The sequence below is a fragment of the Staphylococcus sp. HMSC062H10 genome, from assembly GCF_001836945.1.
GTDB lineage: Bacteria > Bacillota > Bacilli > Staphylococcales > Staphylococcaceae > Staphylococcus > Staphylococcus aureus.
Window position 1 is genome coordinate 515,544 of the sequence record NZ_KV830972.1, and the last position, 16,159, is coordinate 531,702.

The 16,159-nt window shown below is 31.2% G+C and carries 18 protein-coding genes; all 18 read right to left on the reverse strand.

The window, feature by feature from the left end:
- Window positions 1–10 precede the first annotated feature (10 nt).
- The 18 genes from comGB to HMPREF2658_RS05205 all read right to left on the reverse strand — a co-directional run bounded on the left by comGB (window position 11) and on the right by HMPREF2658_RS05205 (window position 16,104).
- Complete coding sequence (gene comGB, locus HMPREF2658_RS05120; RefSeq protein ID WP_000776409.1) at window positions 11–1,081, reverse strand: competence type IV pilus assembly protein ComGB; 1,071 nt, start codon at window positions 1,079–1,081, stop codon at window positions 11–13.
- The gene (gene comGA / locus HMPREF2658_RS05125; RefSeq protein ID WP_000697220.1) at window positions 1,053–2,027 is read right to left on the reverse strand and encodes a competence type IV pilus ATPase ComGA; all 975 of its coding nucleotides are present in this window, start codon (window positions 2,025–2,027) and stop codon (window positions 1,053–1,055) included. Before comGA ends, comGB begins: the two co-directional genes overlap by 29 nt.
- A gap of 51 nt (window positions 2,028–2,078) precedes the next feature.
- Window positions 2,079–2,702 carry an MBL fold metallo-hydrolase gene (locus HMPREF2658_RS05130; protein ID WP_001223009.1) on the reverse strand — a complete coding sequence of 208 codons (624 nt, stop codon included), beginning with the start codon at window positions 2,700–2,702 and terminating at the stop codon, window positions 2,079–2,081.
- Window positions 2,699–3,028, reverse strand: a complete 330-nt coding sequence (locus HMPREF2658_RS05135) for an MTH1187 family thiamine-binding protein (RefSeq protein ID WP_001018871.1) — start codon at window positions 3,026–3,028, stop codon at window positions 2,699–2,701. Before HMPREF2658_RS05135 ends, HMPREF2658_RS05130 begins: the two co-directional genes overlap by 4 nt.
- Window positions 3,028–4,014 (reverse strand): ROK family glucokinase, encoded by a 987-nt coding sequence (locus HMPREF2658_RS05140; RefSeq protein ID WP_000161307.1) that lies wholly within the window; start codon window positions 4,012–4,014, stop codon window positions 3,028–3,030. The genes HMPREF2658_RS05135 and HMPREF2658_RS05140 overlap by 1 nt, the downstream gene beginning before the upstream one ends.
- Entirely contained in the window at window positions 4,011–4,214 is a 204-nt protein-coding gene (locus HMPREF2658_RS05145; RefSeq protein ID WP_000087561.1) for a YqgQ family protein, read from the reverse strand. Before HMPREF2658_RS05145 ends, HMPREF2658_RS05140 begins: the two co-directional genes overlap by 4 nt.
- Window positions 4,195–5,658, reverse strand: coding sequence for a rhomboid family protein (locus HMPREF2658_RS05150; RefSeq protein WP_001017870.1), 1,464 nt, complete (start codon window positions 5,656–5,658; stop codon window positions 4,195–4,197). The genes HMPREF2658_RS05145 and HMPREF2658_RS05150 overlap by 20 nt, the downstream gene beginning before the upstream one ends.
- Window positions 5,659–5,669: 11 nt before the next feature.
- On the reverse strand, window positions 5,670–6,209 hold the full coding sequence (locus HMPREF2658_RS05155; protein WP_000164546.1) for a 5-formyltetrahydrofolate cyclo-ligase: 540 nt from the start codon (window positions 6,207–6,209) through the stop codon (window positions 5,670–5,672).
- Window positions 6,210–6,417: 208 nt separating this feature from the next.
- On the reverse strand, window positions 6,418–6,567 hold the full coding sequence (gene rpmG / locus HMPREF2658_RS05160; RefSeq protein WP_001265709.1) for a 50S ribosomal protein L33: 150 nt from the start codon (window positions 6,565–6,567) through the stop codon (window positions 6,418–6,420).
- A 112-nt stretch (window positions 6,568–6,679) separates the two neighbouring features.
- Complete coding sequence (locus tag HMPREF2658_RS05165) at window positions 6,680–8,755, reverse strand: peptidoglycan D,D-transpeptidase FtsI family protein (RefSeq protein ID WP_000919759.1); 2,076 nt, start codon at window positions 8,753–8,755, stop codon at window positions 6,680–6,682.
- Between the two features lie 120 nt (window positions 8,756–8,875).
- On the reverse strand, window positions 8,876–9,475 hold the full coding sequence (locus HMPREF2658_RS05170) for a superoxide dismutase (RefSeq protein ID WP_000863556.1): 600 nt from the start codon (window positions 9,473–9,475) through the stop codon (window positions 8,876–8,878).
- Window positions 9,476–9,750: 275 nt separating this feature from the next.
- The gene (locus HMPREF2658_RS05175; RefSeq protein ID WP_001095258.1) at window positions 9,751–10,161 is read right to left on the reverse strand and encodes a Fur family transcriptional regulator; all 411 of its coding nucleotides are present in this window, start codon (window positions 10,159–10,161) and stop codon (window positions 9,751–9,753) included.
- The gene (locus HMPREF2658_RS05180; protein ID WP_000564318.1) at window positions 10,148–11,011 is read right to left on the reverse strand and encodes a metal ABC transporter permease; all 864 of its coding nucleotides are present in this window, start codon (window positions 11,009–11,011) and stop codon (window positions 10,148–10,150) included. Before HMPREF2658_RS05180 ends, HMPREF2658_RS05175 begins: the two co-directional genes overlap by 14 nt.
- Before the next feature lie 41 nt (window positions 11,012–11,052).
- Window positions 11,053–11,838, reverse strand: a complete 786-nt coding sequence (locus tag HMPREF2658_RS05185; RefSeq protein ID WP_001213908.1) for a metal ABC transporter ATP-binding protein — start codon at window positions 11,836–11,838, stop codon at window positions 11,053–11,055.
- 125 nt (window positions 11,839–11,963) lie between these two features.
- Window positions 11,964–12,854 carry a deoxyribonuclease IV gene (locus HMPREF2658_RS05190; protein ID WP_000924214.1) on the reverse strand — a complete coding sequence of 297 codons (891 nt, stop codon included), beginning with the start codon at window positions 12,852–12,854 and terminating at the stop codon, window positions 11,964–11,966.
- Window positions 12,855–12,863: 9 nt separating this feature from the next.
- The gene (locus HMPREF2658_RS05195) at window positions 12,864–14,210 is read right to left on the reverse strand and encodes a DEAD/DEAH box helicase (protein WP_001062177.1); all 1,347 of its coding nucleotides are present in this window, start codon (window positions 14,208–14,210) and stop codon (window positions 12,864–12,866) included.
- 113 nt (window positions 14,211–14,323) lie between these two features.
- A complete protein-coding gene (locus HMPREF2658_RS05200) occupies window positions 14,324–15,424 on the reverse strand; it encodes a Nif3-like dinuclear metal center hexameric protein (RefSeq protein ID WP_000683915.1) in 1,101 nt (366 codons plus the stop codon).
- A 2-nt stretch (window positions 15,425–15,426) separates the two neighbouring features.
- A complete protein-coding gene (locus HMPREF2658_RS05205) occupies window positions 15,427–16,104 on the reverse strand; it encodes a TrmK family tRNA methyltransferase (RefSeq protein WP_000624564.1) in 678 nt (225 codons plus the stop codon).
- Window positions 16,105–16,159 lie beyond the last annotated feature (55 nt).

The window sequence follows — 16,159 nt, forward strand, 5'->3', positions numbered from 1 at the left end:
TTAACCTCCATTATTTTATACTTTGCATCATTTGAAACATTGGTAACATAATTACTAAATAAATTGCGACAATAAATAAACCTAAAATCAAAAATAAAATAGGCTGTAAAAACTGAGTCTGTTTTATCGCTTTATCCTCTATTTGCCTCACTAATATTTGCGAATATAGCTTTAGTTCTACTTCTAGCTTTCCTCTCTTTTCACCTTGTAGCACAAACTTAATTAATTGAGGCTTAAAGCATTTTAGTTTTTCTAAAATTTGAGGTAAACCATATCCCATTTCTGAATAAGTTAATAAGTATTTACCTAGAAACTGTCTAAATGGATCACTACTATGGTTAATATAAACGTCTACTATTGATTGAAGTGTAATACCATTTTTATAAAACAACACTAATTCATTAGTTACAAAATAAGTTTTAAATAATTGGAAATAGCCCGATATTAGCGGTAGTTTCATCACAAAGTTTATCTTATTGAGCATATTTAATTTGTTATAAATTAATTTCATAATAATAGCCAACATAGATACTATTATGAGCATTACTACAATTATAGTAGGTAAGCTAGTAATGAAAAAAGACAATGTTTTTTGAAAAGAAGATAGTTGAATATTCATAGAAGTATATAATTGTTGAAACTGTGGAATTACTGTGAAGTTTAATATTATAATCATAGCAATAAAAATAGAGACTAGTATTAAGGGGTATTGCAGTGTCTTTAACAATCGTTGTTCTGACTTTCTATTCACTTTCATATAATTTACGGTTTCTTCTAGAACGTCTATGATATTGCCAAATCTTTCTGCCAAATATACTTGCATGACGATAGTATCGCTATAACCTATCAGTGATAATATCTGGTTGCATGGTGCACCATTTGAAATTTCACTTAGAATGGTGATGCCTAATTGCTTATTTTTATATGTCATTTGAAGATTTAAAAATTGAAAACTTTGATACAGAGTGAAACCATATTTCAACAAATTACATAAATTTGAAAGTAAATCGATTTGTTGGGCCTTACTTAATTGTCGCTTCTTAGAATGTAGTTTAAATGTATTTATCCATTGTAGTTTCACAAATGACACCTGCTTTTGTCATATCATCAAGTTTATCTTCTAAGTTCTTAAATGATGATGGTAATGAATGATTATGGGAAAAGAAATATCGGAGTTGTTGCTGAGATAGAATTTCACATACTAATTGTCGCTGTTGCTTAATAGTAGTTACAAGTCGTTGGTTTATAATTAAGTTAGTTGCCTGTATCAATTCTTGTACAGAAATGCCCATTTCTAATAGCCTTAAAATAGCACCTTTACAATCAGTTGCATGCAATGTAGTCAGAACAAGGTGACCACTTAAACTAGCCTGTATAACACACTTGGCAACATCTTTATCTCTGATTTCACCTATTAAAATAACATCAGGATCACATCTTAAAATAGCTTTAAACGAATTTACATAGTTAATGCCAGCTTTATCATTCACATTAATTTGGACAATACCAGGAATTTGCATCTCTACAGGATCCTCTATAGAAATTACATTTAAATTCAAGGCTTTATTCGCGTATGAGACCATTTGATACATTAATGTACTCTTTCCTGAACCAGTTGGTCCACTAAACAATAGTAATCCTTGTTTCTTATTCATGAGGTGTTTAAAATCATTGAATTTATAAGTTGATTTCTGTTGTTGAAAAAATTGAGGTACAATTCTGATCACACAACTTTCTTGGCCAAGTGACAATGGTAAAGTTGATATTCTCAAAAAATATATTTTATTGAAATGGTAACTATATCGACCGCTCTGTGCGACTTGTTGTGTAGATACATCAAGTCCAGCTTGAAACTTCATATAAACTAATAACTTTTGATAAATGCTATTCCCAATTTGTTCATACTGCTCCAAGTTATCATTAATTCTAAATTTAATACTTACTTCATTTTTAACTGGAATAAAATGTACATCACTCGCTTTCATTTCTATCGCTTTATTAATTATTTCTTGAAATAGAATCTTCAAAAAAACACCTCCTACATATAATCACGTAGGAGGTGTTTTTATTACTTCAATTTAACCGTGTAAAAATGGATTTAATTGTTCATCATCAACCGTCGTATATGGACCATGTCCAGGGAATAAAGGTAAATCGCCTTCTAATTCAAATATTTTATCTTGAATAGAATCAACTAACGTTTCATAATCACCTTTATATAAATCTGTACGTCCGATTCCATTATTAAATAATGTATCTCCAACAACTGCGAATTCATCGAACACATATGTTAAACTTCCTGGTGAATGTCCAGGTGTGTGTAACACATTAAACTTAAATCCTTCTATTTCTGCGCTACCTTCGTTTAACTTTTCAGGAGTTACCTTACTTGTAATAATTGGTAGCCCATATTGCTTAAATTTATCTGCCCCATTTTTAACGGGATCTTTTAGAAAATCAAACTCTGCTTCATGCATATAAACCGGGACATCGAATCGATTGACTATATCATCGACTGCTCCGATATGATCAAAGTGTGCATGTGTTAATAAAATAGCTTTTAACGGTTTATTTATTTGGTTTAATTTTTTAATAATTTTTTCACTTTCACCTGAAGGGTCAATCAGAATAACAGCTTTGTCATTTTCGATGAAATACGTATTGGTATCAACTAAGCCTAAAGTTAAGCTTGAAATCCTCATAGGTTTTCACCACTATTTTCTAAATGTTTTTGTACTGATGTTAGTTTATCATTCATTTTTCTAGATTTGTCTCGTCGGTCATCTATACGAATATTTGTACAAACTCTACTTAAACCTTTATCAAAAGGTAATTCATGTATCACTTGCACAACTTCTAATACATCGCTTAATTCCCCTTCAATTAGAGTATTCATTGGTGTTAATTGAAAATCAATTTTACCCATCGCTTTATATTCTTGAAGTTTTTTCTGAATATCTGCAATATATTTACTAACGCTCGGACCTTCAGTTCCAACTGGAATAACAACCACATCAACAATAGCCATTATTTTACCCCCTCTTTATCTAATACATAGGTCTTGATTAATCCTGCTGCTCCTGTAATACCTGCATCATTACCTAATTTCGCTTGTACAATTTCAGTTTCAAATTGAGCAGGTGTAAATGTTAAATTATGATATTCCGTTTTAATATTTTCAATTAAAATAGGTCCTGCAGTAGACATTCCTCCACCTAGAACGATATATTTCGGATTACTTGTAACACTAATAATACTACATAAATATCCAATATAGTTTGCAACCTTTTCAGTAATGAAAATACAGAATTGGTCACCAGCTTTTGCCGCATCAAAAACAGCTTTTGCTGTAACTTTATTTTCTTTAATCAATTCTAATATAGAAGATCTAAACGTCAACTTCGGATAGTAGAAGTTGACTAAGTTAACAACGCCTGTCGCTGAAGCAACTGTTTCAATACATCCAGAACGACCACAATTACATTTAAATCGTTGATCGAAGTCTGCTCTAAAATGACCTATTTCTGCGCCAGAGCCATTATGACCATGTACGATTTCACCATTTGAAATAATTCCTCCACCTAGTCCTGTACCAAGTGTGATGGCAACAACATCATCGGCACCTTCACCAGCACCTTTGTGTTTCTCCCCTAAAGCAGCTATGTTAGCATCATTATCTACATACACTGGACAATCAACGAATTGTTCAAAAATCTCACGTACATTAACTTTTTCTGGCCAATATAAGTTTACTGCTCCATTTACTGTACCTTTTTCAAAGTCAACAGGACCTGGTACACCAATACCTACGCCAAGTATATTTGAAAAATTATAATTATTTTCATTTACTTTTTCAACAAACGAATCATAAATTCCTTTCAAAAGTGTATATCCTGTACTATCAGATGTATCAGTGTGAATAGACCATTTATGTAATTGTTCTAATTCAGGTGTGAAAATACCTAATTTACAAGTCGTCCCGCCTACATCAGCTGCTAAAATAATTTTTGTCATTTCTGTTCATTCCTTCTCTGATTAATTATCAACGTACATTTCAAATATTCTTCCTTAGATAACAGTTCATATTGATACAATGATGAAATCTCCTGTTGAATCATTTCGTACATATCTTCTGGATTTTTAAAATATATTAGAAATCCGTAACTTTTCAATAACTGTTGTACATCATAAAAGTTATTTATTTTTCGACTCATTTGATTTAGTCAACTCTTTTTCTAAGTTAATATAATCTGTATTTTTAGGGTCTGCATTTAATGCTTTACGCACATATTTTAATGCTTTTTCATCATCATTTAATGAACGATTTGCTATCGCTAACTCAAAATTTAATAAACCTGATTTAGGAAACATTCTAAGTCCTCGCTCCCATTCTGTCATACCTTCAGACTTAGAATTGATAGTAGCCATAATCATACCACTTAAATAATATGTTTGATCATCGGCATAATTTTTATTTATTGTCTGCTTCACAATATTTTGAGCATTATCATAATTACCACTAGTCATATCATCTTTGATCAATTTATTATAAATATTATCTTCTTTAATTGTAAAAATTCTAATTTGAAGTGCAATAAATATAACAAGCATACCAATTAGTAAAATCCAAAAAATATTACGATTCACTTTATAGTAATAGCCAATTAAAGTTATTAATAAACCACCAATGAATCCTCCAATATGCGCCACAATATTTATATTTGACATAAACAGAGAAACACCAACTAATATCACTAATGCAATTAATAACTGTCCTAACATTTTTTTGTTAAATGTTTTCGAAACATACATCATCGCAAAAATTGATCCAATCAGACCAAATATAGCACCACTAGCCCCAACTGAAATTGTAGTCGTATTAAATGATAGTGATACAAAGTTTCCAAACAGCCCTGCAATAAAGTATACAGTTAACATCCTCCATGAACCAATAATTGCTTCGACTATTTTACCAAAAATAAATAATGAAAGCATATTCATAAGTATATGTTCAAAACTAAAATGTAAAAACATCGATGTAACAATTCGATACCATTCACCATGTACGACATTAAAATGCACTAACCCGCCAACATCTAATAATTTTACATCCGAAAAATTATTTAAATATAAAATCATACATAACCATATTAAGACATTTACAAATATTATTGTGTATGTTGCCGGTGAAAATTTCTGCATATATTTATCTAAAAAGTTATCGGTTAATACTTTGCGTTTATAGAACATATATGTCTTTTTATCATTATTTTCTGAAATAAGTCTAGCCAAAAATATATTCGGCATATGCTTTATCAGATCTTTTGTGTGTCTTATAACATTGAATTTAATTCTAATTGGCGAAACTTCATTTAATTGTTCTTCTGAAAATTCCGATTCTGTAAAATAATAAAATTCAAAACTTTGAGGTTCGAAAGAAATAAAATTTGCTATTTCATCTTTGTGTTCAAGCACTTTCGCTTTGTCAAAACGTATTTCTTGGGTAGACTTGATATGTTGTTTAAAAATGACTACTTGTTTTTTTCTTTTATGGGCTAACCAAATTTCTTGGTCATCTTTTTCCCTACTGACAATATCAAAATTCAAGTACCTAATCCAATAATATATTGTTTTCCAAAATTGTTTGTCTATGTTCATTTAGTCCTCCACTATGCTGATTGATATATAATCAATTTATCGACTGGTTGATCGAATGATTCCGGTTCAAATGATGTTATTTGAAAATCGTATAATAAGCTTATTGTCTTTGTCTGATAATTAGCTAAAAACCTGTCATAATAGCCACCACCATACCCAATTCTATATCCATCGTCTTGAAAACCAACACCAGGAACAACAATTAAATCTAGGTTATTCGTTGTTTCACCTTTTGAAGTTGGATAGTAAATCCCCTTATTATCGACATCAATATCTTTTAGATTAAATATCTCTTTAAAAGTCATTTGATGATTTAAATAATCCATTTTCGGCACAAAAATACGTTTATGATCCATTAAGGCTTGTTCAATAATAGAAAAAGTATCTACTTCATGATTAAAAGAAAGAACTAGCGCAATTGCGTTTGCTTCTTTGTATTCTTCAGTTGCAAAAAATTGATTTCTTAACCATGTGTCTGCTTTTCGCTTTTCAGCTTTATTAAAATTCTTCATTTTATGTAAAATGTATTTTCTAATCTCATTTTTAGTCACATTATCACCCACTTTATTCAATTCTATTATATCGTTAATAACAATACATGTCATTATGTTGTCATGATGAATTATGCGACAATTCTAAAATTTATTATTTCAATTGAAAATCTTTTATCATTTCATACGTGTGAATAATTAAAAAGGTGAAACCTCTTATTTTGAGATTTCACCTTTTTTATTGTTAATTTGAATTTAATTTTAATGATTATTTTGTTTCACGGTGTAAAGTTTGTTTGTTTTCACGTGAACAGAATTTCTTCATTTCAACACGTTCTGGATTATTTCTTTTGTTCTTAGTTGTAATGTAGTTTCTGTCACCACATTCCGTACAAGCTAAAGTTACGTTTACGCGCATGGTTATTCCTCCTTATCATTTCTAAATACGACTTTATTATTATACCAACATCTATAATATTTGCAAAGTTAAAATTTTACAACCATGCGCTACACAATCGTCAGGCTAAATTTTATTTGTCTTTGTCTTTATTTTTATCATCTTTACCTAACTGCTTAAAGTAGTAGTTAATTACATCTCTACCTAAGTCTCCACCTGTTAACCATGGTGGTGGTACAGGCTGATTTGTATATACAATTGAAAACGCTAATTTTGGATCATCAATTGGCGCGTATCCTATATAAGTAGAGTTAACTCTTGGCTCTCCGTTTTGAAACACTTCAGCGGTACCCGTTTTACCAGCAGTAGGTACTACTGTATCTTTAAAACTAACATATCCAGTACCATCTTTTTCATTAAATGCCATTTTGAATCCTTCTTGAATTTGTTTGATTTCTTTTTCAGTATTATTAACCTTGTTCAAGACGGTGCCATTAATTTTCTTCTTGAGTGGACCAACCTCATCTTTATTAGTTGATTCATGAATCGTTAATCCAATGTGTGGCTGTATTCTATAACCATCATTCGCTATAGTTGAAACATATTGTGATAATTGTAATGGTGTATAGGTATCATATTGACCAATTGATAAATCTAGATAATTACCTGGATTATTTGTTAATGGTTCGATTTGACCTCTTGTTTCATTTGGTAAATCTATACCCGTTTTCACACCTAATCCTACTTGATTTAATCCTCTTCTTAGCTTTTGGGCAGGTGAACTTATATCTGAAGGTAAAGCCATACCAGAATAATAAGGGTCTCCCGCTAATTTTAATGCTGTTTTAAACATATATACGTTTGATGAATGCATCAAAGCTTGCTTATCATTAATAGATACATGCCCGTTTTTATTAAAGTATGATCGTTTTGTCAAACCACCTTGGAAATGTAATGGTTCATCGACCATTGTTTCTCCAACTTTGATAGCTTTATTCTGATAACCAGCTAATAATGTTCCACCTTTTACAGAAGATCCAACCGCAAATTGAGAAGTAAACGTACCAATGTCATAATCAGTCACTTTACCACTCTTATTAATCTGCTTTCCGGCAAGCGCAAGAATGTCTCCATTTTTAGGATTTTGTACAACCATCATTGCATTATCCATATCTTTGGCACCTTGGCTTCGAAGCTTCTTAATTTGTTTATCTAATAATGCTTCTACTTCTTTTTGAAGATCTATATCGATCGTTAATTTCAAATCTTGACCGCGAGCGCCAGGATTTAACACTTCTGAAGATGTGACTTTACCAGATTTGTCCGTTGTGTATTTCATTTCTTTCTTCTTACCACGCAATACATCTTCATATTGATATTCTAGGTAAGATTTTCCAACACGATCATTGCGTGAATATCCTTTGGATAAGTAATGTTCTGTCAATTCTTTTGGAATACCTTCAGCAGGTGTCGATACATCTCCGAATATACCTCTTAAAGTGTCGCCATATGGATATTTTCTATCCCAATCCATAGCCGTGTTAACACCTGGTAATTTGGAAAGTTGCTGAGAAACTGCTGCATACTCTTTTTCACTGACATCTTCATTTTTTATCATTTGTGGATCTAAAACTGTTCCTGCATTCATCTCTCGAAAAATGGCTAAAACTTGTAAATCTTTAGAAGACAATTCATCTAATTGTGATTTTCCAATTTTCGATAACAGTTGTTTATCATATTGATCTTGTTTAATACTTCCATCTGCTAACATAGCTTGTTCTTTTGTCATCATTGCTTTTGCTTTTTTAGGATGCAACTGAATCCAGAAATCTTTCTTATCACGTTCTGTAATCTTCTTAGTATCCATCTTGATTAGCTTCGATAACTTTTCAGCCGTATCCAACATTTCCGATTGTGTTGTTTTTCGACCCCTAGTATATGTAATAGCCATTTTAGAAGCATTATCAACTAAAACTTTCCCATTTCTGTCTAAAATACGACCTCTTGGCACAGACTCATTCACTGTAATGTTTTCATCATTTTTTATAATTTGTTTATAATGTGAGCCTTGTGCGATTTGTAAATAACCTAAACGTAGTACTAGTACTGCAAAAATAAATACAATCACACCAAATATAAAGTTAATTCTCTTGTTAATTGTATTTTGAACGATTTCATCATTTGATTTTTCTTTTAGTCTTTTTAACAAAACTACCTACCTCTATTCAAAGTCTTTCACTTTAAATCATATATGAATTTAGAAATTATTTCTATCTTTTTGACAAAAAAATAACGGTCTCATTTAAGAGACCGGACAAGTAATCATACTTTATTTTGTTGCGTTATATAATTCGTCAACTTTTTCCCAGTTAACTACATTCCAAAATGCGCCAATGTAGTCAGGGCGTTTGTTTTGATATTTTAGGTAATAAGCGTGTTCCCATACGTCTAAACCTAAAATAGGTGTTTTACCCTCAGTTAATGGATTATCTTGGTTTGGTGTAGTCACAATTTCTAACTGGCCATTGTTTACGACTAACCAAGCCCATCCTGAACCAAAGCGTGCAGCTGCTTTGTCAGCAAATTCTTTTTTAAATTCTTCTAAAGAACCCCATTGTTCTTTAATTTTTTCTACTACAGTACCTTTTTCTTCTGAGTTTGGTGAAAGTAACTCCCAGAATAATGAATGGTTTAAATGTCCACCGCCATTATTACGTACAGCAGTTTGGATGTTAGCTGGTACACTGTCTAAATTAGCAACAATTTCTTCAATAGATTTAGATTCTAAATCTGTACCTTCTACTGCAGCATTTAATTTCGTAACATAAGTGTTATGATGTCTGTCATGGTGAATTTCCATAGTTTCTTTGTCAAAATGTGGTTCTAATGCATCAAATGCGTATGGTAATTTTGGTAATTCAAAAGCCATAAATAATCATCCTCCTAAAATGTCTGTAAGTAAATAATAACAAGCAGTGACTGGTTCAACAAAGAATTTGCTTAAATTCTACTACTTATTATTTTCTCTACTCATTTAATATAACTCAAATCAAAAATAATTAAACATTTTGTATATAAAAAGTTAACAGATTTGCCATAAAATCATACGAACGGAGTATGAAATGAACCTTTATCTTCTATAATTTAAAAAATGAGATTTATGCATACATCTGACCAAATGTGCATAAATCTCATTTCTTTATATTAATCTTGGCAAGACTCACATACACCATAAACTTCAAGTTTGTGTTTGTGAATATTAACACCAGGTAGTGATAATTTTATCTGATCTATTGGACAATAATCTATTACCTTTGTATCTCCACACTTTTCACAGATAAAATGATGATGATGATGGTTTGTACAAGCGATTCTAAACTTCATTTCACCATCAAGTTCTGTATTTTCAATAATCCCTAAATCTTTAAATAAGTGCAGGTTTCTATAAATTGTGTCGAATGAAATTCCAGGATAATTTTCATCCATACGTTGTTGTATATACTTTGCGTTTATATACTTATCTTCTTCGACAAAAATATCTAACATATCTTTACGTTTATCTGTATATTTTAAACCGTTCTCTTTTAAAATTTTAATAGCATCATTTGTATTCATTGATATTAGCTCCCTTTTTAAACTTCATTCGCATTTTCTGATAAGCCATTGTAATCATAAGTAAAATAACTAGTAGAACTACAATTACACCACCCGGAGAAATGTCCATATAGAAAGCTAGGACTAAGCCTAATATTACTGATAATTCACCTAAAAATACACTTAGTAATATCAATTGCTTAAAACTTTTTGTTATTCGCATACTTATTGCAATTGGTAACGTGATTAACGCACTTACTAACAGTATCCCTACAACACGCATTGAGGCAGAAATAACCATCGCTACAATAACAATAAATAAAAATTGAATCCACCTAGGAATGCCAATGACTTTACTATATTCCTCATCAAATGACAATATAAATAATTCTTTATAAAACAATGTAATAAACAGAACAACTATGATGGCAATGACAATAATCGTTGTTAAATCACTTATATTCACTGCGCTTATTGAGCCAAATAGTAATCCAACAATTTCTTGATTGAACCCATCAGCTAATGAAATGAAGATTGCACTCAAGGCGATACCAGCACTCATTATAATTGGAATAGCAATTTCTTGGTAAGCAGTGTATGACGTTCTTAATTTTTCAATTAGAAGCGCACCTACTATTGCGAATAAGATTCCAAACCACATTGGATTAATAAATACTAGTGTTGGCATAATAGTAAGTAAAAACATACCGAAGGATATACCACCTAAAGTTACATGACTTAGAGCATCAGCTATAAGTGATAGTCGTCTAACAACGATAAAAGCACCGATTAGAGGCGCAATAAAACCTATCAAGATACCACTAATTAAAGAGTACCTCATAAAATCAAAATTCAATAATGCATCTATCAATTGTGACACGCCTTTCCATTTTAAATAAACTCAAATCTTTATTAATTACAACATTCTCGATTATGCTGATGATCGACAAAACGTACAGGATGTCCATAAATTTTTGAAATTTCAACTTCATCAAGTGATTTAAACTCATCAGTTGTACCATGGAAATGCAAATGCTTATTTAAACATGCTACTTCAGTAGCAGTATCTGCTACAACACCAATATCATGAGTAACTAAGATAATGGTGATACCTTCTTGTTTTAATTGATCTAAAGTATTATAAAATTCACTTACATGTTTTGCATCAATACCATTCGTCGGTTCATCAAGTACTAATACTGCAGGTTCTGAAATCAATGCTCGAGCAATCATTACACGTTGTTGTTGACCACCTGATAATTCTGCTATATTTTTATGAATTAAATCACTTATATTCAGTCTTTCTAGTACTTTAATCACTTTTTCATTATCTTTGCTATTAAATGTTTGGAAAAGACGTTTTGTCTTTGTTAATCCGCTTAAAACAACTTCTTTAACACTTGCTGGGAAACCTGAATTAAAGGCATTTGCTTTTTGTGATACATAGCTTAATTTAATTGATGTTTTCTTATTTTTAAAATCAATACCTTCAACAAAAATCTCACCACTTTGTAAAGGTAATAATCCTAGAATCAACTTCAATAATGTTGATTTACCAGCACCATTTGGTCCAACAATTGCTAAAAATTCACCTTTATTTATTTTAATGTTTATATTTTCTAACACTTTTTTATGATCATAGTAGTAATTGACATTTTTCAATTCAAAGACTGGTGTCATCGTATTCTCACCTCGCATTCAACTATACAACTCCTAGTAACATATGTAAACAGTAATGTTTACGACTCAAAATTAGACAAAATAAAGAGATATGCCCCCTTCAAGTTTTATTTATCGCATTTCTTGAAGAGAGCATTATCATTTTATTGTTGCATAACCTTATTTTTTAATTCTGGGTCAAATTGCTGTTGTTTTAACATTTCAATTTCAAGCTTATATGGCGGTTTTTTATTTTTCTTATCTTCACCAACATAAGGTGTTTCTAAGATTTTCGGAATATCTTTAAAACTATCATGATGCACAATGTAATTTAATGCATCAAAGCCAATGTAACCGAAGCCAATATTTTCATGTCGGTCTTTTTGAGCGCCACGGTCATTTTTAGAATCATTGACATGAACAACTTTAATTCTGTCGACTCCAATGATTTTATCAAATTCATTTAATACGCCATCAAAGTCCTCTTTCACATTATATCCAGCATCATGCGTATGACATGTATCAAAGCATACTGATAAACGTTCGTTATTATGAACTCCATCAATAATACGTGCTAACTCTTCAAACGAGCGACCAATCTCTGTACCTTTACCTGCCATCGTTTCAAGCGCAATACGTACATTATTGTCATTCGTTAAAACTTCATTTAATCCTTCAATAATCTTATTAATTCCGGCATCAACACCAGCTCCAACATGCGCACCTGGATGTAATACAATATCTTTAGCGCCTATAGCTTGCGTTCTTTCAATTTCTTGTTGCAAGAAATCTACACCAAGATTAAACGTTTCTGGTTTGGTTGTATTTGCAATATTAATGATGTATGGTGCATGAACAACAATATTAGATAAGCCATATTTTTCCATCACTTCATGACCTTTAGTTATATTTAAATCTTCAATACTTTTACGGCGCGTGTTTTGAGGTGCACCAGTATAAATCATAAATGTTGTTTCACCATATTCATGCGCTTCTATAGCAGAACCTTCTAACATCTTTTTACCACTCATTGAAACATGTGATCCTAATAACATAAAACACACCTAACCTTTTTTGTTTTGCTTACGTTTTTGTCTATTTTGCTGCTTACTAAATTGTTTACGCTCTTGACGTTTCATTTTTTCAACTTCTTGTTTAAATTTCTTCTTATAACCTGGTTTAACTTTGTTTTTAATTTTACTTCGAACTTTGTTCTTCACTTGATTAGTTAAATGGTCATCTTTGCGCATTCTTGCTTGACGCTGATTGTGCGCTTTAACTTCTTTTAACTCACCATCTTTAATATCAACAGTATTGAAAACAAAACCGCGATCTTCTATTAATGAAATATTGTGTTCTTCATCAGGACTATAAAGCGTAATTGCTACACCTTTATAATTCCCACGGCCAGTTCGGCCGACTCTATGTGTAAAGAAGTCAATATCATTTGGCACATCAAAATTGATGACATGACTAACACCTTCAATATCAATACCACGAGATGCTAAATCGCTGGCAATAACGTATTGGAATTCTAAATTACGTATACGTTTCATTTGTTGTTTACGTTCACGTGGCGTTAAACCACCATGAATCATACCAACTTTAATACCAGCTTCATTTAGTGAACGTGCTAAATCATTTGCATTATCTCTACTATTACAGAAAATAATACATAAGTATGGATTTAGTATATCAATTAAATTTAAAGTCTTTTCAACTTTAGCTGCACCTTTAGTAGGTATTAAAAAGAATTCGATGTTCTTTTTATTTTGTTTTTTACTGTCGACAGCTACATATTCTGGATGACTTAAATATTTATTTAAAAATGGTTGTAACTGTTGTGGAATTGTAGCACTAAACACCGCAATATTTGCATTATCTTCCAATCTTGCAGCAATGTAATCTACATCTTCAATTAATCCTAAGTCAATCATAAGATCCGCTTCATCAATAACTAAATATGATGCTAAGTGCACATGTAAATGTCCCGTTTTAGCTAAATCATTAATTCTAGTAGGGGTGCCTATAATCAATTGTGGTTGTGCATTACAACGTTGTCTATCTTTCTCTATATCTGTACCACCAATAAAAACTTTAACTGAAACACCAGCTTTAAATTGGCTTAAATGGTTCGCTGCATCGTATAGTTGTTGTGCAAGTTCTCTTGTTGGTGCAACTACGATTGCTTGTGGTTCTTTTATTTCACTATCAATTAACTGCATTAATGGTAATAAAAATGCATGAGATTTCCCTGTACCCGTTTGAGATTGACCAATTAAATTTGTTCTCTTTAGTATTCTTGGAATAATTCGATTCTGAATTTCAGTTGGTTTTTCAAAATTAAGGTCTTTCACAGCGTCAATTAAACTAGATTCTAGATTAAATTGTTCGAATGGATGTTTTGCCATGATTTGGCCTCCTTATATGTTCATCTTTACTATTATAAAGTATAAATGTGCTATTTTAAATAAAAATATTAAAACCTCGAAATTTCAAAATTTAGAAATCCCGAGATTTTAGTTTAAATATATTGAAATGGATCTGTATTAATTGTAGATGCTTCAACATCTATATTTATTTTTTCTGTATTGAACCAATTCATTAGTAATGTTTTTAAACCTTCTTTCATCACATATTCGCTGTAATGATTAATATCAATTAAGTTCACACCCTGAATTTTAGCATCTAAGGCATCATGATGTTTAATATCACCTGTAACAAAGACATCTGCGCCTTGTTGAACAGCTTGATATTCATATCCAATACCTGAACCACCAATAATTGCAATACGTTTAATTTTCTGATTAGACTCACCAACAAAACGGACACTTGGGATATTTAATTTAGATTTAATATCAGCTGCGAAATCTTCCAATGTCATTTGATTATCCACTTCTGCCATAACGCCAAGTCCATAAAGAGATGTTTGTTTTATCTCAATAAAATCAAATACCGGTGTTTCATATGGATGGTATTGTTTAATTAATTGCTCAGCCCTTAACTTTTGACATGCATCTATCATAAATTCAATTTTAACTTCATCTACATATTCAATTTTATCAATTTGTCCTATTGTTGGATTAGCTTCACCAACTGGTTTGAATTGCCCTCTTCCCTTACTTTCAAAGAAACAATATTCATAATTACCTTCTTGTGCTAATCCATTTTCACTAAGCTTATCTTTAAATGGTCCAACATTATCCTTAGGTATATATGTTTGAACTTTATAGTATACATCTTGTTGATTATTTATTATTGAAATGTTCTTCAATCCCATCGCCTTCGCCAACATCATATTGACACCATGAGGATTTACATCTAAATTTGTATGCATCGCTATTAAATTAATGTCATGTTGAATTAGTTTTCTAATAATCAAACCATAACCATTAGCTTTTAATGCTGTTACGCCTTTAAAGATTAGAGGATGATGACTAATAATAGTATTATAGCCTTTTTCGATTGCTTCATTTACTACTTCCAACGTACAGTCTAATGCTGTTAAAACACCAGTAACTTCAACATCTTCATCACCTATTAACAATCCTACATTATCCCAAGATTCAGCAGTTCTAAATGGCACATGATGATCTAACAATGTCATTAAATCAGCTATTTTCATTACTATAACACCCTTTCAATTACAGCAATTTCTTCATTAATTTGAGCTAAACGTTGATGATGTTGTTCAGTATTGAGTTTCGATTTAATATGATAAAGTGCTTCTAACTCTCTTTGCCATTTTTTTATAAAATATTCATTTTTGTTGTTCAGCAATTTTGGTCCGAATTTCAATTCATCAGATGATAGCTCTATTAATTGCGCAGAATATTCTGCTACAACAATTTCATAAATATGGCCTTTTTCTTCCATTATTATTTCATCAATTATTTCATAATTCAATTGTTGTAATGTTTGTCTTAAACTTTCGGTTTGGATATTACTTTGTAAAATCAACCTTGGATGTTGACTTAACTTATCTTGCCCATCTTTTAAAATTTTAGCAATAAGTGGTCCGCCCATACCACAAATTGTGATATTATCGATTACGTCCTCAGGATGAATAACACTTAAGCCATCCCCTAAACGTACATCAATTCTATCTACTAATTGATTTGCAGCTACATTTTTCACAGCAGCTTGAAAAGGGCCTTGAATAACTTCTCCTGCAATACCGCAATCGCATAAATGGTTTTGAATTGCATAGATTGGCAAATAAGCATGATCTGAGCCAATATCCGCGATTGTACCTTGTTTTAAAAATCGACTTACCGTCGTTAATCGGTTATTTAACGAAATCATTTTCTTCTCCTTTATGAAAAAAGAGGTTGAACATTATTCAATGTACCAACCTCAC